Genomic DNA, 24,981 nt, shown 5'->3' with positions numbered 1-24,981 from the left:
AGGACAGATTAATATGACAGTTAAGCTAAGTTCTTTGGACTTCAAGAAAAATATTGAAAAATATAAAGACCAATTTGAAACTGTTTCAGTATTGGATAAGGATGGAAAAATTCTCGATCAAAAAACGGTAGATAGTCTAACTGATGAAGAATTAGTTAAAATTATGGAATATATGGTATGGGCAAGAACCTTAGACGAAAGAACGATTATCTTAAATCGTCAAGGAGCTCTTGGAAACTATGCCCCAGCGGGAGGGCAAGAAGCGAGTCAAATCGCTACTATGGCAGCCTTGCATGATGGTGACTTCTTTGCGCCAACCTATCGTGATGTCGGTGCGCTTACCTTACATGGTCTTCCTCTTTATAAAGGCTTTTTATGGTACAAAGGGCATGTTGCTGGGAATCAATTTGATGAAGATTTCCAAGCTTTTGTGCCTCAAGTTATCGTAGGTGGAACTATTCTACCAGCAGCTGGCGTAGCGATGGGATACCAAAGACAAGGAAAAGAAAATGTTGTTATGGCCTATTGTGGGGATGCTGCAACGTCACAAGGTGACTTCTATGAAGGGATTAACTTTGCGGGCGTATATAAAGCTCCATTAATTACGATTATTCAAAACAATCGCTATGGAATCTCAGTACCAATTTCTAAGCAAACCAAAGCTGAAACTTTGGCCCAAAAAGGTGTTAGTGTGGGTATCGCCTCAGTACAAGTGGATGGGATGGATCCATTGGCAATGTACGCGACCGTTAAGCAAGCACGAGAATATGCTTTAGCAGGAAATGGTCCTGTCCTTATTGAAGCCTTAACCTATCGTTTTGGGCCACATACCATGTCAGATGATCCGAAACGTTACCGTCAAGATGATGAAGTTGAAGAATGGCGGACAAAGGATCCACTTCATCGGATGCGGGTATTCCTTAAAGGAAAAGGTTTATGGGATTCAGACCATGAAGAAAAAATCGTTGAACAATGTAAACAAGATGTCAAAGAAGCCTTAGCTAGAATGGCTGAAGAGCCTGCAATGAAGGTATCAGACTTATTGAAACATATGTATGAAGTTCAACCACAAATTATCCGTGAACAAATCAAGCTTTATGAACAAAAGGAGATGAATTAATATGACCGTATTAACTTTAGCTCAAGCAATTACTGAAGGCTTACGTGAAGTCCTAAAAAAAGATGACAAGATCTTAATTTATGGTGAAGATGTTGGTTTAAATGGTGGGGTCTTTCGGATAACAGATGGCCTACAAAAGGAGTTCGGTGAAAAACGGATTTTTGATACACCTTTAGCTGAATCAGGAATCTTAGGCATTACGATAGGTTTAGCAACAACTGGTTTCCGCCCAATTCCAGAATTACAATTTTCTGGTTTTTATCTTGAAGCAATGGATGCCTTAGTGGCTCAGATTTCTCGTTACCGCTACCGTTATGGTGGTACCCGTAAAATGCCAGTCACTATTCGTGCGCCTTTTGGTGGAGGTGTGCATACACCTGAGTTGCATTCAGATAGCATTGAAGGGCTACTTTCCCAAGCAACTGGGGTACGGATTGTCATTCCTTCTTCCGCTTATGATGCCAAAGGGCTTATCATTTCAGCGGTAGAATCTAATGACCCAGTCCTATTTATGGAACATCTAAAACTCTATCGTTCTGTTAAAGATGAAGTGCCAGAAGGTTATTATACAGTGCCGCTTGATAAAGCAAATATTGTTAAAGAGGGTAAAGACATTTCAATTATCGCTTATGGAGCTATGGTTGTGGAAGCTATGAAAGCAGCCGAAGAATTAGCCAAAGAAGGTATTGAAGCAGAAGTAGTTGACTTAAGAACGGTTTCCCCATTTGATTATGAAACGATTGAAGCGTCTGTTAACAAAACTCACCGGGCTTTAGTGGTTCAAGAAGCACAAAGATCAGGCGGTATTGGTGGCCAATTAGTGAGTGATATTCAAACTCGTTGCTTTATGGAATTAGATGCACCAGTTGAACGTATTTCTGGACCAGATACGGTTTATTCTTTTGGTGCCTCTGAATCAGTATGGATTCCAAATAGCCAAGATATCATTGCTAAAGCAAAAGAAATTATTGAATTCTAAGGGAGGGGAAAACATGTATCAATTTATTATGCCAGACGCAGGTGAAGGTACCTACGAAAGCGAAATTGTTCAATGGTTTTTTAAAGAAGGAGACCATGTTGAAGAAGATGAACCTCTTTTAGAAATCCAATCTGATAAAGCAGTGGTAGAATTGCCATCACCTGTGTCAGGGATTATCCGTAAACTACACGTTCAAGAAGGGGAAATGGGAATAGTAGGCAAGCCGATAGCTGATATTGAAACCGAAGGCAGTGCCAGTCCAACGGAAGAAAATGGGCTTGAATCAGAAGCACCGCAAGCGTCAACCGAAGATCAACCACAAAAACCTAAAGCAAAATCTGGGGCTGAAGTCATTGAAGTCAATGATGATATTCGTGTGATGGCTATTCCTCGAGTTAGAAAATATGCCCGGACCAAAGGGGTAAATATAGCAAATATTCAAGGTACGGGTAACCATGGCAAGGTAACCATTGAAGATATCGATGCATACTTAGAAAATCCACAAGCGCAATCACTTGAGGGAGAAACCAGTCAACCGACACATGCTGAAACTCAGGTTGAAGTAGTTAATCCGGTATCTGACAGCAAGGTTCAACCTTATCAAGACCAATCCAATGACAGCCAAGCAGATCGAATCGAGAAAATTCCTGCTGTCCGTAAAGCGATTGCTAAGGCAATGGTTGAAAGTAAACAAATTTCTCCGCATGTGACTGTCTTTGACCAAGTTGAAGTATCTAAGTTAGTTGAACATCGCGATCGGTTGAAAGTTATTGCGGCAGAAAAAGATATTAAGTTGACTTATACGGCCTACTTTGTCAAAGCCTTGGTGGCCATGTTGAAACGTTTCCCTAATTTAAATGCTTCAATGAATTTGGCAAAAAGCGAAGTCTACTACCATAATTATTACAATATCGGGGTAGCTACCGATACGCCAACTGGCTTATTTGTACCGATGATTCGCAATGCCGAACGCTTAAGTCTCTTTGATATTGCTGAACAAGTGAGCCAATTATCACAAAAAGCAAATGAAGGTAAATTAACCACTAAGGATATGAACCACGGCTCAATGACCCTTTCAAATGTTGCTGGTGTTGCAACAGGTGGGGTATGGTCAACCCCAGTGATTAACCAACCTGAAGTGGCAATTTTTGCTCCTGGCCGCATTGAAAAAGTATTTTTACCAGATGAAGAAGGTAACCCAGTTCTTAAACCAGTGATGAAATTATCGTTTGCCTTTGACCATCGGGTAGTTGATGGAGTGTATGTTCAAAAAGCAATTAACCAATTGAAAGAATATTTACACAACCCAGATTTATTATTAGCGGAAGGATGATAAGCAAATGGTAGTTGGTGATTTTAGTAAAGAAGCAGATACAATTGTGATTGGTGCAGGACCTGGTGGCTATGTAGCCGCCATCCGCGCTGCTCAACTTGGTCAAAAAGTAATTATTATTGAAAAAGAACATGTCGGTGGTGTTTGTCTTAATGAAGGGTGTATCCCATCTAAGGCTTTAATTTCAACCGGACATGATTATGTCAAAACACTATCTGAGACACCGAATGGGATTTCCTATCAACCGGCTAAGTTAGACTTTGGAAAAATGCAAGACTGGAAGAACAATACGGTTGTAAGTACCTTAACTAAGGGTGTACGTAGCTTGTTGAAGAAAAATAAAGTAGAAATTGTCGAAGGTGAAGCCTTCTTTACCTCTGCCAATACCCTGCATGTGATGCAGGGTGAGGAACAAGGAATCTCCTATTCTTTCAATAATTGTATTATTGCGACAGGTAGTCGTCCGATTCAAATTCCTAACTTTGAATTTTCAGATAAGGTATTAGACTCAACGGGATTATTAAATTTAAAAGAATTACCTGAACGCTTGGTTATGGTCGGTGGCGGTTATATCGGCATGGAGTTAGCCTTAGCCTATGCTAATTTGGGCTCTAAGGTAACTGTTCTAGAAGGGATGACCTCTGTCCTAAATGCCTTTGAAAAAGACTTAGTTAAACCTGTTTTAAACTATGCTAAAAAAGTGGGCATGGAAATTATTACCAATGCCAAAGCAAAATCAGTTCAAGACCAAGATGCCGGTCTTAAAGTGGTTTATGAAGTAGAGGGCCAAGAACAAAGCATTGAGGCCGATATGTTAGCTGTAGTGGTAGGTCGTAGACCCAACACCGATAACTTGAGTCTGGAGTTAGCCGGTGTGAAAGTGGATGAAAGAGGCTTTATTCCTGTCGATCAACAAGGAAAAACCAACCAAGCCCATATCTATGCCATTGGTGATATTGTTGCCGGCCCAGCTTTAGCCCATAAAGCATCTTATGAAGGTAAAGTGGCAGCAGCCGCCATCGCAGGCGACGCGGGTGCAGCAGTGGATTATCAAGTGATTCCAACTGTTTGCTATACCAGTCCTGAAATTGCAGTGGTTGGCTTGACTGAAGCCCAAGCTAAGGAAAAAGGCATGGCAGTTAAAAAAGCGACCTTCCATTTTGCAGGCAATGGGAGAGCCTTATCAAAAAATGAAACCGAAGGGTTTATCCGTTTAATTTCTGAAAAAGAAAGCAAGCGGATTGTAGGAGCTCAAATGGTTGGTCAAGAAGTTGCCGAATTAATCGGTGAAGTGACCCTGGCGATTGAAAACTTAATGACGGCAGAAGATATCGTATTAACGATTCATAATCATCCATCATTAGGTGAAGCCATTACGGATACAAGTGAAGTCCTATTAGGACAAGGTATTCATCAATAGAAAGAGGAAAAACTATGGATGAAAAGATTTCTGGAAAACAGTTTTTAATGAATGTGCTTAATGGGCTAGCTATCGGGGCAGTCGTTGTATTGATCCCAGGCGCTTTATTAAGTGAAATTGTCAAAGCTTTAGTCCCAAATATGCCAAGCTTGGCGATGGTGGCCGCTGCTTTATCAATGTCTAATTCAATGATGGGTCTCGTTTGTGGGACCATGATTGGGATGAATTTTAAGTTTAATCCAATTCAGTCAGCCTCATTAGGTTTAGCAACTATGTTCGCTTCAGGTGCCGTTCAAATAAATGAAGGTAGTCTAGCAATTGCTGGAACGGGTGACATTATTAATATGGGGATTACAGCTGCAATTGGTGCTGCAATTATTCTTTGGATTGGGAATAAGCTCAAAGCTTATACAATTTTAGTAATTCCTGCCCTATTACTCGTTGTTGTAGGGAGCATCGGGCGCTTACTCTTACCTTATGTATCAATGATTACCACTGTAATTGGACAAGGGGTCGCCTCCTTATTAAACCTACAACCACTTATTATGTGTATTTTAATTGCGATAATTTTTGCCATTTTAATTGTTTCTCCGATTACGACGGTAGGGATTGCACTGGCAATCTCACTAGCAGGCGTTGGGTCTGGTGCAGCTAACCTTGGGATTTGTGCTTGTGGCTTTGGTTTAGCCATTATGGGTTGGAATGTAAATTCAAAAGGAACCAGTTTAGCGCATTTCATTGGTTCGCCCAAAATGTCTATGCCAAACGTGGTTAAAAAACCAGCCACCCTTATTCCAATTATTGCGAATGCAGCATGCTGTGGTATTCTGGCAAGTCTCTTTAATATTCAAGGTACCCCAATGAGTGCGGGCTTTGGTTTCTCTGGTTTAGTAGGGCCAATTAATCACTTGAATCTCGCTGCAGGTGGTTGGTCATTTATGAATATTATTATTACTTTAATCGTATTTGCCGTTGCACCGATAGCCTTTGGTATTCTCTTTAAGTATGTATTTACCAAGGTAGTACCTGTTGTAACTGAACAAGATTATTTCTTAAATATTTAGTAAGGAGTTGAATTATGACTTTAGTAAGTTCAATTAAAGAAAGTTATGAAAAAAATACCAGTCATAATCAAAAACTGACTTTAGCTGTGGTGAAAGCAGCTGATAACCATGTCTTAGAATGTATTAAAGATACCATTCATCGCGGTGATACCTTTGTGTATTTGATTGATGATCAAGCTAAGTTACAGAGCTTACTTGAAAAATATGACTTACCTGCGGAAAGCTATCAGATTATCGACCAAGCGGATGATGATCAGGCCAGTCAAGCAGCTGTGAAGTTAGCAAAAGAAAATAAAATCTCAGCCATTATGAAAGGTAAATTGTCGACAGGTCGCCTATTAAAACCAGTTGTGAATAAAGAAAATGGGATTCGTAAAAGCCAACTTTTAACCCATGTTGCTGTACTTTATGTTCCTAAACTAGACCGGTTAATTGGAATTACTGACGGTGGCATGGCTTTAGAACCTGATTTTGAAGATAGCAAAATTATTATTCAACATGGGATTGAGGTGTTTCAAAGTCTAGGGATTCAAAATCCAAAAGTCACTTTATTATCTGCCTCAGAAGAGCCTATTTCTAAATTGGCTTCATCAAATATTCAAGTACAATTGACGGAATATTATGCTAACCGTCCGGAAATTGTGGAAGGTCCTTTATCGACTGATATTAGTTTAGTACCGGACATCGCTAAAGAAAAGAATTACGCGGGTCAAATTCAAGGAGATGCTGATATTGTTATGGTTCCTAATATAGTAACAGGTAATTCTTTTAGTAAAGCCTTGATTTTATTTGGAGGAGCTATGATGGCGGGGATTATCATGGGGGCAGAGGTGCCAATTATTTTGACCTCTCGATCTGCCAGTGCAGAAGAAAAATATGCTTCCATTTTATTGGCCCAAACTATAATGAATGCTAGTAAGTAGGGATAATATGAAGAAAATAGTAATCGTTAATCCGGGTGCCACTTCAACCAAGATTGCCTATTTTGAAGATACGGATCTTGTGTGGAAAGATGAAGTCATCTATACCCCTGATCAATTAAAAGATTATGCTAAGATTTATGATCAATTTGAGATACGCTACCAAGATATCCAGGTACTCTTGGAAAATCATGGAATCAGCCAAGACCTTGATGCGGTTGTGGGGCGTGGGGGTCTCATCGGCCCTGTAAAAGCTGGAGCGATTAAAGTCGATGCTGAATTAATCGATCATTTGAAGAACCATCCAGTGCTAGAACACGCTTCAAATTTAGGTGCGGGTTTAGCTGCGGCCATTCGTGATCATTTTGGTAATGAGTCATGTCAAGCTTTAATCTATGATCCAGTCACAGTTGACTCAATGATGCCAATCGCGCGATATACAGGCTTGAAAGAAATTCAACGTAAGAGTATCGGACATCATCTCAATATGCGAGCCGTTGCGCGTCGTTTAGCCAGTGATAATGGTTTGGACTATGACAAAGCTAATTTGATTATTGTACATATTGGTGGGGGTGCAACTGCCTCAGCCCATACTCAAGGAGATATTGTTGACTTTGTTTCTGATGATGAAATTATGTTTTCGGCCGAACGTTCTGGGGGCTTACCTGTAAAAGAAGTCTTAAAATTAGCCAAAGAATTAGGGGTTCAGGAGCTTAGCAAGAAAGTTAGAGCTGAAGCGGGCTTACAGTCTCTTTGTGGCACCAAAGATTTAAGAGAAATTGAAGATAGAGTTAAGCAAGGTGATCAAGAGGCCGATGAAGTGATTCAAGCCTTTGCTTTACAATTGGCTAAATGTATTGCTACTTTAGCCGTTTCACTCAAGGGTAAAGTTGACTATATCGCTTTAACGGGTGGCATGGCCCATTATGATTATTTATGCCAATTAATAGAAGAACGGGTTAATTTTATTGCTCCTCTTAAAATTTACGCGGGTGAGTTTGAAGCCATTGCGCTTGCTAAAGGTGGTTTCCGTGTCATCACTGGTATAGAAAAAGCCTCTTCTTTGGAAGAGGCCATGAAGAAATAATTAATCTTCTTTTAAACAGTTGATTAGCTTTAGGGCTAATTTTGAAAGTTTCTTATCTTTTAAGTATGCTACATTGACTGGAAAATAATTTATTGGATCATCCAGCGGAATCCATTTTAGGCCGTCTACCACACAATTACTTTCAAGTGCTGAAGGTAAAAGGCAGACGGCTTTTAATTGTTTAGTATAGTGGACTAGAATCTCCCAATCATTGTGAATAAAGGAGATATGGGGTTCAAAATGATTTTCTTTACCCCGTTCAATTAAATAGCGATTTGATAAGACATAATCTTCACTTAGAACACAGAAATTAAGTGCTTCTAAGTCTTTAAACTGGAGTTTAGCTTGAGCGGCTAGAGGATTGTCTGCTGAGATAACAACACTGACATCGTAACCAATGTTGAGCGGTTCAATGACTATATTGGGAAGTACAATGGGATCAGAGATGAGTCCAAGATCAATTTCTTCCTGAACTAGCATATCCTGCAAATGGATTGAACCGGTTTGGATCGAGTGAATTTCAGCTTCAGGCGTAGAATCAATAAACTTCACAATTTTCTCTTGATGTTGTAAGACAAATAAGTTGGTTGACCCAATCGCAATTTTTTGGGGAACCTGTTGGTGAAAATTGTTAATTTTTTCGACAAAGGTGTCATAGTTTTCTAGAATTTTCTTACCTTCAGTAAAAACATATTCACCAAAATCTGTAAGATACATTTTACGGTTTTTATAATAGATTAAGGGGCTACCCAGTTCAGCTTCTAAATTTTTAATCGTAAGGGAAAGTGAAGGTTGAGAGAGGTATAATCCTTGAGCTGCTTTAGAGATATTGCGGTGTTCAGCAACAGCAATGAAGTATTTTATATGTTGTATATTCAATCGTGCCCACTCCTCTAAGAAAATTATCAATTATATTACACTTATTATTCTAACAAAAACGTTTTCATTCATAAATAGAAATTCATAAATTTATAAGGAGTTTGCAATGAATTTAAATCAAAATTATCGGTGGTTCGATATAAACAAACAGAGTTTGACTTATTCTAAGGAAAAGGCCCTAGAACTTGGTGGTGATAATTCTGGGTTTGAAGGGAGTCAAGATTCTCCCCTCTATTTGGAAAACAAGCAAATATTATTTATGCGCCAAATGGAAATAGACGGTAAAAAAATAAAAAATTTGTCGGATCATTTCTATTTTGAGTATGATCGGGTTAAGATTCGTTCTTTTGAAGATCGATTTAATTGTGGGGGAGATAACACCTTGCGACACATAGGAACTCTCGTCTATTATCAAGATAAATGGCAAATCCATGTTTTCCTAAATAATGATTATGCATATTTATCAGCGGGGGATTATTATGTTGATGCGCTTATGGATAATTATACTATTGAGCGGATAGCAGAGTTAGACCTTGAATATTTAGAGCAAAATAAAATAATATAGGCAATTCAAATTTCTAGTGTCTATGAAAGCGCTATGTTAAAATTAAAATATGATTAATAGAAAGAGGAGGTTTTATGGAAACTTATAAATTAAGTAACGGTGTTGAAATTCCAAAATTAGGCTTCGGTACCTGGCAGCTGGAAGAAGGAGAAATGGCCTATAATTCAGTATCAAAGGCCTTAGAATATGGCTATAACCATATTGATACAGCCCAAGCCTATGGTAATGAAAAGAGTGTGGGTCAGGCAATCATTGACTCAGGGGTAAACCGGGAAGATATATTCTTAACCACTAAGGTATGGAATACCCGTGGCACCTATGAAGAAGCCTATAGTTCTATCCAACGTTCTATGGCAAAACTACAAGTGGATTACTTAGACTTACTTTTAATCCATTGGCCAAATCCAAAAGCTTTCCGGGAAGATGATGCTTGGAAAGAACGGAATAAAGAAGTTTGGCGGGCAATGGAAGATTTCTATAAAGAGGGTAAAATCAAAGCCATCGGTATTTCTAACTTCCAAATTCACCATATTGAAGAATTATTAAAGACTGCTGAAGTTGTGCCTCATGTGAATCAAATTTCCTTGTCTCCTGGTTTGACCCAAGATGAGTTAGTTAAATACTGCCAAGATAAGGAGATCCAGATTGAAGCCTATTCTCCACTAGGTAAAGGTGGTGCCTTCTCAAATGAAACCTTGAAAGAAATGGCTGCTAAATATGACCGAACTGTTGCTCAAATCTGTCTACGTTGGTCACTTCATCATGGTTTCTTGCCGTTACCACGGTCTAAGACACCGGCTAATATCAAGTCAAACTTAAATATTTTTGACTTTGATTTAAGCCCAGAAGATATTGAACGCTTGAATCACTTGGAAGGTATTGTTGAAATGACCGATCCTGATAAAGGAGATTTCTAGGAATAAAAGTTAAGTATGATTGATTTAGGCCAACCTTTTTACAGAAAAGAGTTGGCTTTTTTGTATATTTCCTAGTAACAAGGGGGAAAATATGTGGCGTGTGCATTGAAAAGTTACAATGCACATTTTTCCTAGACCAAGAGACAAGTTAAAAGAGACTCGCAACTTATCGCAAACATTCATTTAATAAATAATTTTTTAAAATTATTTTACGATTAAATTGAATTAGTAAAGTCAGTTGATTATACTTACAATATTCATAGGAGGGGAAAACGTGTCATATAAAAAATTAGTTCAGTTTGGACTAGTTATGCTAGTCTATTTATTAGTAGGGGGCCAAACGGCCCTAGCGGCTCAATCCATAAAAATCGGCGGTAATTATGAATTATCAGGGGCGGCAGCTGCCTATGGTCAAGCCATGAAGGATGGATTAGACTTAGCTATCGACCAAGTCAATCAAAATGGAGGTCTCCTCGATGGACAGTCAGTTGAAGCAGTAGTTTATGACAATAAGTCAGACCTGACCGAATCTGCTTCCGTTGCCCAACGTTTAGTGACTGAAGGAGTGGTTGGGATTGTAGGCCCAGCAACGACAGGCAATGCGCAAGCTGAGATTCCTTTGATTACTAAGGGCCAGCTTCCGACAGTCTTACCGGCCGCCACTGGTGATACGATTACCTTGGATGATCAAGGCAAAGTTTTAGACTATCTCTTCCGGGTTTGTTTTGCGGACTCTTATCAAGGGATTGCGGCGGCTGGCTATGCTCATGACCAACTAAAAGCTCAGAAGGCTGCGGTAGTGGTTGATACTACTTCAGATTATGCTACAGGCTTGGCTGACAATTTCAAAGCCAAATTCCAGGCCCTAGGCGGTCAAATCGTGCTAGAAGATAGTATGGCTGCGGGGGATGTTGATTTTTCAGTGATTATCACTAAGTTACTCAACCAGGATGTCGATGTGATTTATATGCCGACTTATTATACTGAGGCAGGTTTATTTATCCACCAAGCCCGTGAATTAGGCATCCAGACACCGATTTTAGGCGGCGATGGTTATTCTAGTCAAATTCTGACTCAATTAGCAAGCAATGAATATGCCAATGAAATTTACTATACCGACCATTTCTCCCTCGTTTCAGAAGATAAAACCGTTCAAGATTTTATCCAAGCGTTTAAGGATAAATACGGAAAAGAACCCGGTGCCTTTGAAGCTTTAGGCTATGATGCGGCCATGGTATTAATGGATGCCATCGAACGGGTGGGTACGACTGAGCCACAAGCGGTGAAAGAAGCCCTTGCCCAAACTAAAGACTATCATGGAGTAACTGGAACTTTTACCATGGACGAAAACCATAATCCTCTAAAAACAGCTATAGTAGTTCAACTAGAAGAAGGACAAGTTGTAGCTGCCGATAATTATGAAGTGTCCGATTCAAAATCAAATTGAAAATAGGGTGTTTGGACTAAGTTTCTACCTGAAAATGATGCATCGGAAGGGATAAATACTATATAAGTTTTTTACACTTTCTATAAGTTCAGCTAATAGTTTTATAAAATGAGCTTTATTTCACAAAATAAAGACCACTGCTTCCAAAGCTTCAGGGAATAGTAGTGGTATTTTTTTATGCTTGTCTTAATATTTATAGAATAAAAATAGGTAAAAAGCTTAAATATAACATCAAATAAGACTTATTTTTAAGCTTTATAAGTGGACTTATTTTTTTCTGACGATGCCCTCCTAAATAGATAAATATAGCTGGGAGGATTAGAATATACTTTCACAAGGGTAAAATTAAAAGTAATCACTATTTTTTTAATAATCTTGACTTAATTCATTTAACAGTGACCTGATTTTGTTTTATAATGATTAAGGAAGAAGTGACACTTTGTCTTACTTTATAATTGGAAATGAGGGATGCCATGACCCTAGCGGTCTTCTTAGAACTTGTTGAGATGAAAGCTAAAACTGCCAGTGTCTTACCTTTTTTAATTGGCCTTTGCTATAGTTATTATTTTTATCACCATCTGAATTTGGTGTATTTACTTTTATTTTTTATATCCATGCTCTTATTTAATATGTTTGTTGATATTTGGGATAATTATAATGACTATCATCGTGCCCTTGATCAAGATTACCAGCGTCAGACCAACATTATTGGACGTGAGAACTTATCGATTAAGCGAGTCCAAAGCCTAATGTATAGTTTCTTAGTCATTTCTTTTTTGATTGGTTTAGTGTTAGCCTATTTTGTGGGGTTTCCTATTTTGATTATGGGGGGTTTTTGCTATGCGGTCGGACTCCTCTATTCAGGTGGGCCACGCCCCTTATCGTCCTTGCCTTTAGGTGAGTTCTTTTCAGGCTTTACCATGGGTTTTATGATCAGTCTAATCTGTGTCTATCTGAATGTTTATCCACATTTTACCTGGTCCTTGACTAGTCTAGCTTCGCTTGGCCTCATTGCTCTGCCTAACACCATGTGGATTGCTAACTTGATGTTAGCTAATAACTTGTGTGATAAAGCCGAGGATGAAGCCAATCGCCGTTATACTTTGGTCCATTACCTGGGGATTCCTTGGTCTTTGCGACTTTTTATCGCTAATAATTGCCTGGCTTTTGTTGCAATATTTTTTCAATATTATTTTGGCTTAGCTCCTATATCTGTTTTACTTACGTTTCTTTTGGTCCCATTTGTGATTAAACAAACGAGTCAACTTTATCATAAGCAAGTCAAAAGTCAAACTTTTATTTGTGCAGTTAAGATTTTGGCTTTCGGTTCTAGTATTCATTGTCTTACTTATTTTTTAGGAATTATTTTTTAAAGGAGAATGTTGAACATGCAAGAAATAGTAGTCTTAGGTGCCGGTTATGCTGGTCTCAAAACAGTTGTAAGTTTACAAAAGAAGTCTGGTGACTTCCATATTACCCTAGTTGATATGAATGATTATCACTGCGAAGCAACTGAAATCCATGAAGTGGCAGCTGGTTCTGTTGACCGTGATAAAATATCTTATCCAATCGCAGATGTGATTCATTCAAATAAGGTTAAGTTTATCCAAGACCAAGTAACCCATATTGATAAAGACCAACAAGTTGTAACTTTAAAAGCTCAAGGTCAAATTAAATATGATTATCTGGTGGTTGCTTTAGGTTTTGTTTCTGAAACCTTTGGTATTAAAGGGGCCATGGAGAATGCTTTGCAAATGGTTAATATTGATACCGCTGAAGCAGTTCATAATCATATTTTAGACCGGATGAAAGCTTATCAAACCACTAAAGATCCAGATGATTTAAAATTAGTAATCTGTGGTGCGGGCTTTACTGGGATTGAATTAGCCGGTGCCTTTGTGGACGAACGTGCTCGTTATGCGCAAATTGCGGGCGTCGATCCTAAAGAGATTCAAATTATTTGTGTCGAAGCAGCTCCTAAAATTTTGCCAATGTTTAAAGAAGAAATGGCTAACTATGCCATCGATTTATTAGACAAATTAGATGTACAATTAAAATTAGGTTGTATGATTAAAGAAATCCAACCAGGTAAAGTACTCTATAGCACATCCAAGGACAGTGAAGAACTGGAAAGTATTACCACTTCAACTATTGTTTGGACGACAGGTGTGTCAGGTTCCCCAGTTATGGAAGATTCTGGCTTCAAGGCTCGTCGTGGTCGTGTCATCGTTGCAGATGATTTGCGTGATCCAGATCATGATAATGTTTATATTATTGGTGATGTGGCAGCCTTTATGGATAAGTCTTCTGACCGTCCATTCCCAACGACTGCCCAAATCGCCATTGCCATGGGTGAGCATGTGGCTAAGAACTTAGACCATCAATTGCAAGGTCAAGCGACTGAAAACTTCTCCTTTAAGTCTGCCGGAACCGTAGCTTCAGTGGGTAATACTCGCGGCTTAGGCGTTGTAGGGTCAACCAATCTTAAGGGTTATCCAGCTTCATTCATGAAGAAAATTATTATGAATAAGTCTTTAATGGATATTGGTGGACTTAAAGAAGTCTTTGCCAAAGGTCGGTTTGACTTATATCATTAATAATGAATTAATATACCTATCTTCTGTTCGACTTTGATTTAAACGTGGGACTAACTAGGAATATTAAATATACTTTAAGTGAGGGAGTCAGACAGATTAAGTGACAATTAGGTAATGTCACTTCCTGTCCACTCCCCAACTTGCTTAGAGTGATTTTTCAGAAAAGAGGAAAAAACATGACAATCGAAAATCTTGCACGATTTCAATTTGCCATGACCACGATTTTCCACTACTTCTTCGTGCCATTTTCAATTGGAACGGCCTTAGCAGTAGCTATTATGGAAACATTTTACGTGGTCACAAAAAAAGAAGTCTATAAAACTATGACCAAGTTCTGGGGGAACATTATGTTACTCTCCTTCGCTGTAGGGGTAGTGACTGGGATTATCCAAGAATTCCAATTTGGGATGAACTGGTCTGACTATTCCCGCTTTGTAGGAGATATCTTTGGGGCGCCGCTAGCAGTTGAAGCCCTCTTAGCCTTCTTTATGGAATCAACCTTTATTGGTCTTTGGATGTTTACCTGGGACAATGAAAAAATCAGTCCTAAATTACATAATGTTTTTATGTGGTTGGTATTTATTGGGTCACTCTTATCAGCAGCCTGGATTCTCATGGCCAATGCCTTTATGCAACACCCTGTGGGTTATGAAATTATTAACGGCCGGGCCCAAATGACAGACTTCCCAGCCTTAATGACCAATCCACAATTTATTTATGAGTTCACCCATGTTATTTTTGGGGCCTTTACTTTAGGTGGGGCCATTGTGGCTGGTTTATCCGCCTTTAAACTCTTGAAGGTAAAAACCAGCGATCTTAAAGAATCGAACCTATTTAAAAAATCCTTACGTCTTGGCTTGGTCTTAACCTTAGCCGGCTCTTTAGCTTCAGTGGCTTCAGGTGACTTACAAATGCAAGCCTTAATTGAAGACCAACCTATGAAATTTGCCGCTATGGAAGGGGATTATGAAGATTCAGGTGACCCCGCTGCTTGGTCAGTCATTGCCTGGGCCGATGAAGCCCAAAAGAAACAAGTATTTGGCATTAAGATTCCTTATATGCTTTCCATTCTTTCTTACCATTCACTTTCAGGTTCAGTTAAAGGAATGAATACAGCCAATGAAGAATTGGTCGCCCAATATGGGGATGATAATAATTATTACCCAATGGTTAACCTTATGTTCTATGGTTTCCGCTTGATGGCAGGTTTTGGTGCCTTAATGATTCTAGTAGCTGGCTTAGGCTTATTCTTCACTCGTAAGAAAAATCCAATTCTTTATTCAAAACCTTGGATGTTGAAACTCACTTTCTTAATGACCTTTGCACCATTTATTGCCAATACCTTTGGTTGGATCATTACCGAACAAGGTCGTTATCCATGGACTGTTTATGGACTTTTCACCATTGCTGATTCAGTTTCACCTAATGTGTCTGTAACCTCCCTCTTAATTTCAAATATAGTTTATTTCATTCTCTTCTCTAGTTTAGCCATTGTTTTAATTGGCTTAATTAAACGAGAACTAGATAAGGGACCTGTCTTTGAAGATTTAGTTGGAACACAAGTAGCACCAAGTCAAATGGCTAGTGGAAGGGGGACAATCTAATGTCAACACTACAACTTATTTGGTTTGTTCTAATTGGGGTCCTCTTTTCAGGATTCTTCTTCCTTGAAGGCTTTGACTTTGGGGTTGGGATGGCAGTTCAGACCTTAGCCCATAGTGAGTCTGAAAAGGATCAAGTGGTACAGACCATCGGTCCCGTTTGGGATGGCAATGAAGTCTGGCTCTTAACGGCAGGTGGCGCCATGTTTGCTTCTTTCCCTTATTGGTATGCCAGTCTTTTCTCAGGTTTCTATTTAATTCTGTTAATTATCCTAGTTGGCTTGATTATTCGGGGCGTTTCTTTTGAATTCCGCCATAAAGTGGACCCAGCTAAGAAAAACACTTGGAATTGGACCTTATCGATAGGTTCTGCTATTGTACCTTTCTTCTTTGGCTTGATGTTTATCGCCATGGTTCAAGGTATGCCGATTGATCAAGATGGTAATATGACCGCCCAATTTGGCGATTATGTTAATCTCTTTTCATTGGTAGGGGGAGTTGCCATGACCCTCTTATGTTACTTACATGGCATGAACTATATTGCTTTGAAGACCGAAGGTCCGATTAGAGAACGCGCCCGTCAATATGCGAAGGCCTTGTATTGGGTCTTATATGCAGGCTTGGTGGCCTTTGCCTTACTCTTAGCCTTTAAGACGGATTTCTTAAGTCTTCACCCTGTGATGACGCTCGCCTTATTAGTCATCATTGTGGTCCTATCCTTAATTGCCCATTGGGCAACCTTTAAGGGGGCTGAAGGCATTGCCTTCTTCAGCTCCGGTCTTTCATTAGTCGCTGTGGTAGTCTTGCTATTCCAAGGCCTTTTCCCACGGGTGATGATTTCATCCTTAGGTGCTCAATATGATCTCTTAATCCAAAATGCTTCTTCATCTCCTTATACTTTGAAGGTAATGTCAATGATTGCCTTGACCCTTTTACCTTTTGTTTTAGCTTATACGGTATGGGCTTATTACATCTTTAGAAAACGAGTGACCATGCCGGTGGTTGGGGAGGATCATTATGCTGGATAAAGCCGTTATGCGCTTGTCCGGAATTAAACAATTATTAGGATTGCTTGCAGGATTAGATATCCTACAAGCTTTCTTTATCATTGGACAAGCCTTTGGATTATCAGCGGCCATCACGGGTCTCTGGCTGGGTCAAAGTCTCGGTGCTCAAGTGAAATTTATATTACTATTTGTAGTTAGCCATTTAGGCCGCCATTTAATTAACTATGTAAAAGACCAACGCTTAGATACTTATTCCGCCGACCAGGCTAAAAAATTACGGACCCAATTATTGGAGAAATTATTTGACTTAGGTCCCCAAATCGTGCAAAAGGAAGGGTCTGGGAATGTCATTACCATGGCCTTGGATGGCATCAGTCAAGTGGAGAATTATCTACACTTGATTTTAAATAAGATGATGAATATGGCGATTATTCCCTGGGTCATCTTAGCCTTCGTGGCTTACTTAGATTGGCGGTCTGCCTTAATTCTATTAGCGGTCTTTCCCTTGATTATTATCTTTATGATTATTCTAGGCTTAGCGGCCAAGTCTAAAGCTGATAAACAATACCAATCCTACCAAGTTCTTTCCAACCATTTTTTGGATTCCTTGCGGGGGATTGCAACCTTGAAATATTTTGGCGTTTCCAAAGCTTACGGTCAAAAAATCTATGAGACGTCAGAAGATTTCCGCAAAGCGACCATGTCGACCTTGAGTATTGGGATTCTGTCAACCTTTGCTCTAGACTTTTTTACTACCTTGTCGATTGCAATCGTGGCGGTGATGTTAGGTTTGCGCTTAATTAATGGGCATATGGAATTATTACCAGCCTTGACGGTCTTGGTGATCGCGCCGGATTATTTTTTGCCTGTGCGGGATTTTTCATCCGACTACCATGCTACCCTGGATGGCAAAAACACCATGACTGCCATTCAATCCATCTTGAACCAAGACTCCATTGAAGGGCCTAGTCAGGCCATTGGTGAATGGTCTGACCAAAGTCAACTTGACTTAAAGGACCTCCAAGTGGCTTACGGAGACAAAATAGCCTTAGATATTAAGGACCTCTCAGTCCAAGGCTACCAAAAGATTGGTGTGGTTGGGATGTCGGGATCAGGTAAGTCAACCTTGATTAATTTATTGGCGGGATTTTTGGATAAGGCTCAGGGCCAAATTCAAATGGATGGCAGCGACTTGCCCAACTTCAACCAAGTGGATTGGCGGAAGCAATTGCTGTATATCCCCCAAAGTCCCTATGTCTTTGAAATGTCCTTAGCCGATAATATCCGTTTTTACCAAAGTCAGGCCAGTGACGACCAAGTGCGCCAGGCTATTGAGGTAGTGGGATTAACTGACCTAGTGACAGAGCTGCCCCAAGGGATTGAGACCCGGATTGGGAATGGGGCCCGACCGCTATCAGGTGGTCAAGCCCAACGGATTGCCTTAGCTCGGGCCTTCCTGGACCAAGATCGTAAGGTTATGCTTTTAGATGAACCTACGGCCCATTTGGATATTGAAACGGAAGTAGAATTAAAAGAAAAAATGCTGCCTTTAATGGAAGACCGCTTGGTCTTCCTAGCGACCCACCGACTCCACTGGTTAAAACAAATGGATTTAATCCTAGTCTTAGACCAGGGACAAATGGTGGAAGTGGGGACCTATGACCAATTAATGGATAAAAAAGGGCATTTTTACGCCTTAAAACATGCGATGGGGGGGAGACCATGACTAAAATACCTTTATTTAACCACTTAAAGGGGGACCAGTGGGTCAAACCCTTCTTTTCTCAATACCGGTTTATCTTGGGCTTAGCCCTCTTTTTGGGTTTTTTAACCTTCTTTGCGGGTGGAGCCTTGATGTTCAATTCAGGCTTCCTGATTTCTAAGTCCGCATCGGAACCAGAAAATATTCTCTTGGTTTATGTACCGATTGTTTTAACCCGAGCCTTTGGGATTGGCCGCCCCGTTTTTCGTTATTTAGAACGCTTGGCCAGCCACAATTGGGTCTTGCGGATGACTTCTAAGTTGCGACTCAAACTCTATCAAAGCTTAGAAGGTAATGCTATTTTCCTCAAGCGCGATTATCGTTTGGGGGATGTGATGGGGCTGCTAGCTGAAGATATTAACCACCTCCAAAATCTATACTTACGGACCATCTTTCCAACCATTATTGCATGGATCCTTTACTTCTTTATTGTGGTGGCTTTAGGTTTTGTATCGCTGCCCTTTGCTATTTTTGTCTTACTTTATTTTGCTCTGATTTTGTTAGCCTTACCTTTATGGTCGGTCTTAGCGAATGGGACCCGACAAAGTCAGGAAAAAACCATCAAAAATGCCCTTTACACTGACTTAACTGATAATGTCTTGGGCATAGCCGACTGGATTTTTTCCCAACGGAGTCAAGAATATGTAAGTCTCCATGAAGCGCATGAAGATAAGCTTCAAGAAGTCCAAGCTGGCTTACGGCATTTTAATAACCGGCGGAATTTTATTTTTGAAATGGTCTATGGCGGTTTGGCTTTGGTGACCCTGGTCTGGGCGTCTAACCAATTTGTCGGCAGTCATGGTGGTGCCGCCAACTGGATTGGGGCCTTTGTCCTAGCTATTTTCCCGGTTGTGGATGCTTTTGCCGGCTTGTCGGCTGCGGCCCAAGAAACCAATGTCTATGCAGATTCTTTAGTGCGGCTCAATGACCTACCTCAAGTCGAGGACGACAGTTTTGATCTAGACACTTTGACTGTTGATAAGACACCTCAAGTTCCTTATGATTTGGTCATTCGTGATTTGAGTTTTGTCTATCCTGGCACAGACCGGCTTATTCTGCAAAAATTTAATTTGACCATTCCTCAAGGGCAAAAAATTGCCCTCTTGGGTCGGTCCGGGTCTGGTAAATCTACCTTGGCGGCCTTAATGCGGGGTGACCTAACAGCTAGTCAAGGGTCAATTGACTTAGGCGGAGTCCCCGTAGCAGCCTTAGGTGACCATATGGCCGCCTATATGGGCGTTATCCATCAAGAACCTTATCTTTTTAATACAACCATCCTGGATAATGTTCGTTTGGCTAATCCTCAAGCCAGTGAAGATCAAGTCTGGCAAGTCTTAGACCAAGTCGGCCTGAACCCGATGGTTGAAAGTCTGCCCCATGGTTTGGATACCATGGTTGATGAAGCCGGTCTCCGTTTTTCTGGGGGCGAACGCCACCGTCTGGCCTTGGCCCGGATTCTCCTGGCCGATACACCGATTGTTTTGCTGGATGAACCAACGGTGGGCTTAGACCCCATCACAGAAAAAGCCTTGATTGATACCTTTATGGTCGCTCTGGAAGGAAAGACCTTAATTTGGATTACCCACCATTTGAAGGGGATTGAGTCTGTAGACCGGGTTCTCTTTATCGAAGATGGGGTCCTTGAAATGGAAGGGTCCCCGGCTGACCTGGCCCAATCTAATGCCCGTTACCAACAATTGAAGGCCATTGATGATGGCTTAGTTTAATATTATGACAAAAATCGTTACCAGTTCGCTGGTAACGATTTTTCATTTTGAGGGGATTGGTGTTTTTTAAGGTTTTGGAGTTAAAGAGTTGCTAAGAAATAAATCTTCGCAAGTATTTTGGCAAGAAGCGTTGCGAAGAATAGAGTTTTCGCAAGCATTTGGCAAGATGAGTCGCTAGGAGCCTACGCCTGTCCAAATGAATAATAATTTTTTATAAAAAAGGAACTCCTTGGCCATAAAAACCAAGGAGCCACTTACTTATAATTTACGTTTCAATAGATACTGGGTCAATTGTTTTAAAGTCTGTTTGGACTTGTTATCAGGTAAGGAATCGATGGCTGCTAGTGCTTCTTGGGTATAAGACCGGGCCATCTGGCGGGCGCCATCCAAACCGCCATAATCAACCACACCTTTGGCTACTGCTTCCATGTCTGCTTGGGTCATGGTCTGTTTTTTGCTAAGAAGCGGTCCAAAGTAATCGGGGTGTTGGTCTATAGCAATTAAAAGAGGGAGACTGTAGATGCCTTGTGCTAGGTCTTCCAAGACCGGTTTGGTAAAGGTCTCGGCTGAAGCAGAATAATCCAGAATATCATCTAAGATTTGAAAAGCCATACCTATCTTGTGGCCAATGGTTTCAGCCAAAGCAACCACGTGGTTGTCAGCGCCCCCAAAGTAAGCTCCTTCTTGGGCTGCTAGGGCGAAGAGGGCGGCTGTTTTACCGGCAATGGCTTGGAGATAATCATCGATGGTTTGATCTTGCTTATAATAGAGTTGCATTTGGTCGAGCTCGCCCATCAGAATTTTCTTCATGGCTTGGGCATTGATAGCCATGTAATCAGAGGTCTGCATGGTTTCTAGGATTAGTTCAAAGAAAATAGTGAAGAGTAAGTCCCCCGTATAGACCGCAACATCCTTACCAAACTTAGCTTGAATCGTTACCTGACTCCGACGGAGGGGGGAATCATCAATAATATCATCATGAATCAGGGTTGCGATATGGAGAATTTCCAAGGAAGCTGCAACCTTTAAGAGTTTTTCTTTTTGAGTGTGATCTTTAACCCTAGGTCCAAATTCTGTAAATAAAAAAAAGAAGGCAGGACGGAGGAATTTACCACCAGCTGCGTTGAGGGCTTGGACAGCTTGGGTGATTTGGGGGTTGGCCACCACTACACGTTGATCAATCAAAGCCTGGACTTGTTTAATATTTGCTTGTAGGTGGGGATATTTATTTAAATAGGATGCCATCAGTGATTCTCCTTTAGTAACTTCTGCTTTTATTTTACCGAATTTAAGGTTAAATAGCTAGATACTGGCATTCATCTTCATTAACTGATTTAAATTTATCCAAAAAGAGCGGGACAGACCCAAGGAAACTATTTCCTTAAGTCTGACCCGCTCAAAAAGAGAGTATAAATTATAAAAGAGACGCTAAATTTAGGTATATTCTACCAGAATATAATCCGATCTTCTGGTTTCATATACATTGGGTCGCCTTCCTTGATACCAAAGGCTTCATAGAATTCATCAAAGTTCCGAACGGGAACGTCAACCCGAACTTCAACCGGACCATGTTCATCGGTGGTCAGTGACATCTTGGCATATTCTTCCCGTAATTTAACGGCCCAAGTCTTAGCATAAGTTTCAAAATATTCTTTGAAATCTGGATTATCTTTCCGTTTCAAGGCTTCTAAAGCTACCGTTAAACCACCATTATCTGCGACGTTTTCATTCAAGGTTTGTTTACCGTCGACCTTACCACCGTGGATTTCATACCCATCGAATTGGGCAATCATTTTTTGGGTCCGATCTTCAAAGGCCTTATAATCTTCGTCGGTCCACCAATTGGTGAAGACTCCTTCAGCATCGAATTCAGCCCCAGAAGTGTCGAAGGCGTGAGTTAATTCATGACCAATCACGTTACCGATACCACCATAGTTCTGGCTATCGCTTTGGTTTTCACTGAAGAAAGGTTCTTGGAGAATACCAGCTGGCAAGCAAATTAAGTTTTCAGTTGGATTATAGTAGGCATTCACTTCAAATGGAGCCATTTCCCATTGGTCTTCAGCCACGGCTTGGCCAATATCCTTCAAACTGTTGATTTGGTCAACTTTAGCCATACCCAAGACGTTTTCATACAAGGATTTTTCAGGGTCGATGACATAATCAGGCGTGTTCTTGTTATAGTTATCACCATAACCAACCATAACTCCCATCTTATCTAATTTTTCGATGGCTTTTTCGCGAGTGCCTTCACTTAACCATTCATTATTTTTAAGCCGTTCTTTGTACATGTCGATGATGTCATTGGTTAAGTCACGGACATCTTGGCGCGCTTCTTCCCCGAAGAATTCTTCCCCATAAGCATTACCAACCACATCAGAGAAGGTGTAAATGACATCTTCATAAGCAGCCTTATCCTTAGGTTTAGCTTCCTCAGCCCCGGATTTAGCCATGTCATATTCAGATCCAATCAAACGCAGTTCTTCAGATAATGATCCAGTGGCAGAGTTAGCAAGATTAACTAGCATCCAAGATTTTAATTGGTCGAAATGATCAGGGGACATCATGTCTTTGAGACCCGCTGAGAATTTTTGGTCGTCGACATTAATCTTCTCAGGGGTTTGACCGACTAGTTCCGTCACTGCATCCATTAAGCCAAAGTCATCAGTTAACTTCTTAGCATCTTCTAAAGAAGTTGGAAAGATATTATCAGAAGTATTCATCCGTTCTTCGCTTGGGGTCCGGTAAGAAGCCATTAATTTATCATAGTCAATGGTATTTTGGACATGCTTTTCAGCATCTTCATGACTATAGCCCATTGCTTCTAGTAACTTGATGGAGCTTTCTTTGTAAACATCCATCAGGGCCAGGCCATCAGCATTACCTTCTTCATAATAAGCAGTATCTGGCAAAATTAAGTTCCCCGACCCAATCATTAACTCATTGGTATTTGGGTCTTCCAAACCTGGCGTAGCATAGACTGCAAATGGTAAAGGTAAGGTGCTTTCAATCCAATGACTCATCTTACTCGTTAAGTCTGCAGGATCTTTTAATCCTTCGATTTCTTCAAAGTATGTCTTAAGTGGCTCAGCCCCAGCCTTGTCTCGGCCCTCGAAGTCATTTACCAACCGGTAATAGTTGATTAATTGTTCTTCTTCTTTGGTCTTCGCTTCCCGTTTACCACTGTCTAAGTCAGCAAGCATGGTTTTTAATTCCTTTTCTACATTGGCATCCAATTCATCATTAACCCCCACGGAGATTTCATCGGGAGCCATTTCAAATGAATCAAGATATTCCTTATTGACCGCTTGGAAGAAATCTTCTTGGTAGTCTGGGATTTCATCCTCAGATTCTTGGGCGAGGACAGCGGTCAGCTGACTATCTTGCCACAAGAGCGGTAAGCTGGGACTTAAGCTTGTCATTGTCATTGATGCGATTGCTAGGGTTGATAGTAATGTCAATTTTTTGTTAACCATAGAAAAACTCCTCTCAAATACTTAGCGGATCCATCATTTGATTTTTCTATCTGCTGGCCAGCAAAAATGATTATAACGTGATGTAAGCGCTAACTCAATTATAAGTTGTTTAAGCTAAAACATCAATATTATAACAATACTTGCTCATTATATTTATATTAAATTTAATGAAAAACACATAATTTTATCATTAGGAAAAATTGAAATAATTAGTAGTTTGTAAAAATCTGCAAAGTACTTCTCTAAGAATGAAAAATTATTTCAAAAAAAGCCCACAAGCATAAGCCTGTGGGCTGAATTTATTTAATGGATTAGGTCCAAGATTTGCCGTGGTTTTTAACCAAAATCAAGCGTGGGTAGAACTTAACTAAGAGGGCTATAACGATGGCACAGGTGAGGGTCTCAGAAAGGAAGGCTCCACCATTAACTAAAAATGAGTAAAGGTATGGACTTTGACCTTCAGGGGCATAAGATCCCCAGAACCAGACACCGGCTAGAAAATGAATCAGATAACGAGCCAAAGAACCTGTAACAAGGGCAGCAATCGCTAGACTAATTTGTTTACCATAAGCCTGACTTTGATCAACTAAAGTTGTTTGCATGGGTTGAACCAAGAGGCCAGCAAGACCTACTAGGGCAAAGGCGACGAAGTATTCTAAGAGAAATTGAATAATTGATAAGAAATAAGCGTCGCCAAGTAGGACTTGGAGGAGTCCCCATAAGAAACCACCTAGCATGCCGGCTGGCCAGCCACGACGTAGGCTGAGGAAGATAATCGGTAGCATTTTGACTGAGACCTCAACAGCGAAAGTTGGGGAAGGGATAAATAAGTCTAGCACCGTCGCAATAGCGGCACAGAGGGCGATTTCAAGCCAGACCCGGGTTGATAATTTTGCCATAAAAAAAACTCCTTTCAGTGTGGCGTGCACAAAAAGGAGTAAACATCTTGACGCAAGTACGAACTTGATCCAATAATGAGGGTATTTCTCAGCCAAAGTGGCACCCCTTGTTTATGTACGTGTGGAATAATTGATAGCTGTATTATAGCATAAAATTTTGTTAATGAAAAAGTTATTTTCA

20 protein-coding genes and 1 riboswitch are annotated in these 24,981 nt (G+C 40.3%); of the genes, 16 read left to right on the top strand and 4 right to left on the bottom strand.

The genetic code is table 11. The annotated features are described in order from the left end of the window. The first annotated feature begins 13 nt into the window (after window positions 1–13). Genes pdhA through buk form a run of 7 tightly spaced genes read left to right on the top strand, consistent with a single transcriptional unit; the run spans window position 14 to window position 7,923 of the window. Window positions 14–1,120, top strand: coding sequence for a pyruvate dehydrogenase (acetyl-transferring) E1 component subunit alpha (pdhA, locus tag HMPREF9257_RS02020; protein WP_006417783.1), 1,107 nt, complete (start codon window positions 14–16; stop codon window positions 1,118–1,120). Window position 1,121: 1 nt separating this feature from the next. After that, complete coding sequence (locus tag HMPREF9257_RS02015; RefSeq protein WP_006417927.1) at window positions 1,122–2,099, top strand: alpha-ketoacid dehydrogenase subunit beta; 978 nt, start codon at window positions 1,122–1,124, stop codon at window positions 2,097–2,099. 13 nt (window positions 2,100–2,112) lie between these two features. Further along, window positions 2,113–3,432, top strand: coding sequence for a dihydrolipoamide acetyltransferase family protein (locus HMPREF9257_RS02010; protein WP_006417807.1), 1,320 nt, complete (start codon window positions 2,113–2,115; stop codon window positions 3,430–3,432). A gap of 7 nt (window positions 3,433–3,439) precedes the next feature. Further along, window positions 3,440–4,852 (top strand): dihydrolipoyl dehydrogenase, encoded by a 1,413-nt coding sequence (gene lpdA / locus HMPREF9257_RS02005; protein ID WP_006417738.1) that lies wholly within the window; start codon window positions 3,440–3,442, stop codon window positions 4,850–4,852. 14 nt (window positions 4,853–4,866) lie between these two features. Beyond that, a complete protein-coding gene (locus HMPREF9257_RS02000) occupies window positions 4,867–5,916 on the top strand; it encodes a PTS sugar transporter subunit IIC (RefSeq protein ID WP_006417951.1) in 1,050 nt (349 codons plus the stop codon). Window positions 5,917–5,930: 14 nt separating this feature from the next. Beyond that, window positions 5,931–6,839 carry a phosphate acyltransferase gene (locus tag HMPREF9257_RS01995; RefSeq protein WP_006417849.1) on the top strand — a complete coding sequence of 303 codons (909 nt, stop codon included), beginning with the start codon at window positions 5,931–5,933 and terminating at the stop codon, window positions 6,837–6,839. A gap of 7 nt (window positions 6,840–6,846) precedes the next feature. Continuing rightward, window positions 6,847–7,923: a butyrate kinase gene (gene buk / locus HMPREF9257_RS01990; protein ID WP_006417921.1), complete on the top strand. Its 1,077-nt coding sequence runs from the start codon at window positions 6,847–6,849 to the stop codon at window positions 7,921–7,923. Here the strand turns inward: buk and HMPREF9257_RS01985 are convergent, their stop codons facing one another. After that, window positions 7,924–8,802, bottom strand: coding sequence for a LysR family transcriptional regulator (locus HMPREF9257_RS01985; protein ID WP_006417885.1), 879 nt, complete (start codon window positions 8,800–8,802; stop codon window positions 7,924–7,926). A gap of 106 nt (window positions 8,803–8,908) precedes the next feature. On the opposite strand from HMPREF9257_RS01985, the gene HMPREF9257_RS01980 reads away from it, so the two are divergent. From HMPREF9257_RS01980 to cydC, 9 genes are all read left to right on the top strand, one after another. Then, window positions 8,909–9,367: a hypothetical protein gene (locus HMPREF9257_RS01980; RefSeq protein WP_006417719.1), complete on the top strand. Its 459-nt coding sequence runs from the start codon at window positions 8,909–8,911 to the stop codon at window positions 9,365–9,367. A 74-nt stretch (window positions 9,368–9,441) separates the two neighbouring features. Then, window positions 9,442–10,284, top strand: a complete 843-nt coding sequence (locus tag HMPREF9257_RS01975) for an aldo/keto reductase (RefSeq protein ID WP_006417896.1) — start codon at window positions 9,442–9,444, stop codon at window positions 10,282–10,284. A gap of 274 nt (window positions 10,285–10,558) precedes the next feature. Next, window positions 10,559–11,731, top strand: coding sequence for an ABC transporter substrate-binding protein (locus HMPREF9257_RS01970; RefSeq protein WP_006417793.1), 1,173 nt, complete (start codon window positions 10,559–10,561; stop codon window positions 11,729–11,731). Window positions 11,732–12,204: 473 nt separating this feature from the next. Then, window positions 12,205–13,104: a prenyltransferase gene (locus tag HMPREF9257_RS01965; protein WP_006417734.1), complete on the top strand. Its 900-nt coding sequence runs from the start codon at window positions 12,205–12,207 to the stop codon at window positions 13,102–13,104. Window positions 13,105–13,119: 15 nt separating this feature from the next. Beyond that, the gene (locus tag HMPREF9257_RS01960) at window positions 13,120–14,328 is read left to right on the top strand and encodes an NAD(P)/FAD-dependent oxidoreductase (protein WP_006417831.1); all 1,209 of its coding nucleotides are present in this window, start codon (window positions 13,120–13,122) and stop codon (window positions 14,326–14,328) included. A 176-nt stretch (window positions 14,329–14,504) separates the two neighbouring features. Beyond that, window positions 14,505–15,932: a cytochrome ubiquinol oxidase subunit I gene (locus tag HMPREF9257_RS01955; protein WP_006417810.1), complete on the top strand. Its 1,428-nt coding sequence runs from the start codon at window positions 14,505–14,507 to the stop codon at window positions 15,930–15,932. Next, window positions 15,932–16,957, top strand: coding sequence for a cytochrome d ubiquinol oxidase subunit II (gene cydB, locus HMPREF9257_RS01950; RefSeq protein WP_006417861.1), 1,026 nt, complete (start codon window positions 15,932–15,934; stop codon window positions 16,955–16,957). Before HMPREF9257_RS01955 ends, cydB begins: the two co-directional genes overlap by 1 nt. Continuing rightward, window positions 16,947–18,662, top strand: coding sequence for a thiol reductant ABC exporter subunit CydD (gene cydD / locus HMPREF9257_RS01945; RefSeq protein WP_006417889.1), 1,716 nt, complete (start codon window positions 16,947–16,949; stop codon window positions 18,660–18,662). Before cydB ends, cydD begins: the two co-directional genes overlap by 11 nt. Next, window positions 18,659–20,425, top strand: a complete 1,767-nt coding sequence (cydC, locus tag HMPREF9257_RS01940) for a thiol reductant ABC exporter subunit CydC (RefSeq protein ID WP_006417941.1) — start codon at window positions 18,659–18,661, stop codon at window positions 20,423–20,425. Before cydD ends, cydC begins: the two co-directional genes overlap by 4 nt. A 258-nt stretch (window positions 20,426–20,683) precedes the next feature. On the opposite strand, the gene HMPREF9257_RS01935 is transcribed toward cydC, so the two are convergent. From HMPREF9257_RS01935 to thiT, 3 genes are all read right to left on the bottom strand, one after another. Beyond that, a complete protein-coding gene (locus HMPREF9257_RS01935) occupies window positions 20,684–21,670 on the bottom strand; it encodes a polyprenyl synthetase family protein (protein ID WP_006417822.1) in 987 nt (328 codons plus the stop codon). Window positions 21,671–21,870: 200 nt separating this feature from the next. Next, a complete protein-coding gene (locus tag HMPREF9257_RS01930; protein WP_006417910.1) occupies window positions 21,871–23,901 on the bottom strand; it encodes a M13-type metalloendopeptidase in 2,031 nt (676 codons plus the stop codon). Window positions 23,902–24,212: 311 nt separating this feature from the next. After that, window positions 24,213–24,800: an energy-coupled thiamine transporter ThiT gene (gene thiT / locus HMPREF9257_RS01925; protein ID WP_006417928.1), complete on the bottom strand. Its 588-nt coding sequence runs from the start codon at window positions 24,798–24,800 to the stop codon at window positions 24,213–24,215. 28 nt (window positions 24,801–24,828) lie between these two features. Then, a riboswitch (TPP riboswitch) is annotated at window positions 24,829–24,918 on the bottom strand. Between the last annotated feature and the right edge of the window lie 63 nt (window positions 24,919–24,981).

The sequence above is a fragment of the Eremococcus coleocola ACS-139-V-Col8 genome (assembly GCF_000183205.1).
GTDB classification, from domain to species: Bacteria; Bacillota; Bacilli; order Lactobacillales; family Aerococcaceae; genus Eremococcus; species Eremococcus coleocola.
This window is presented reverse-complemented; position numbering and strand designations above follow the sequence as displayed.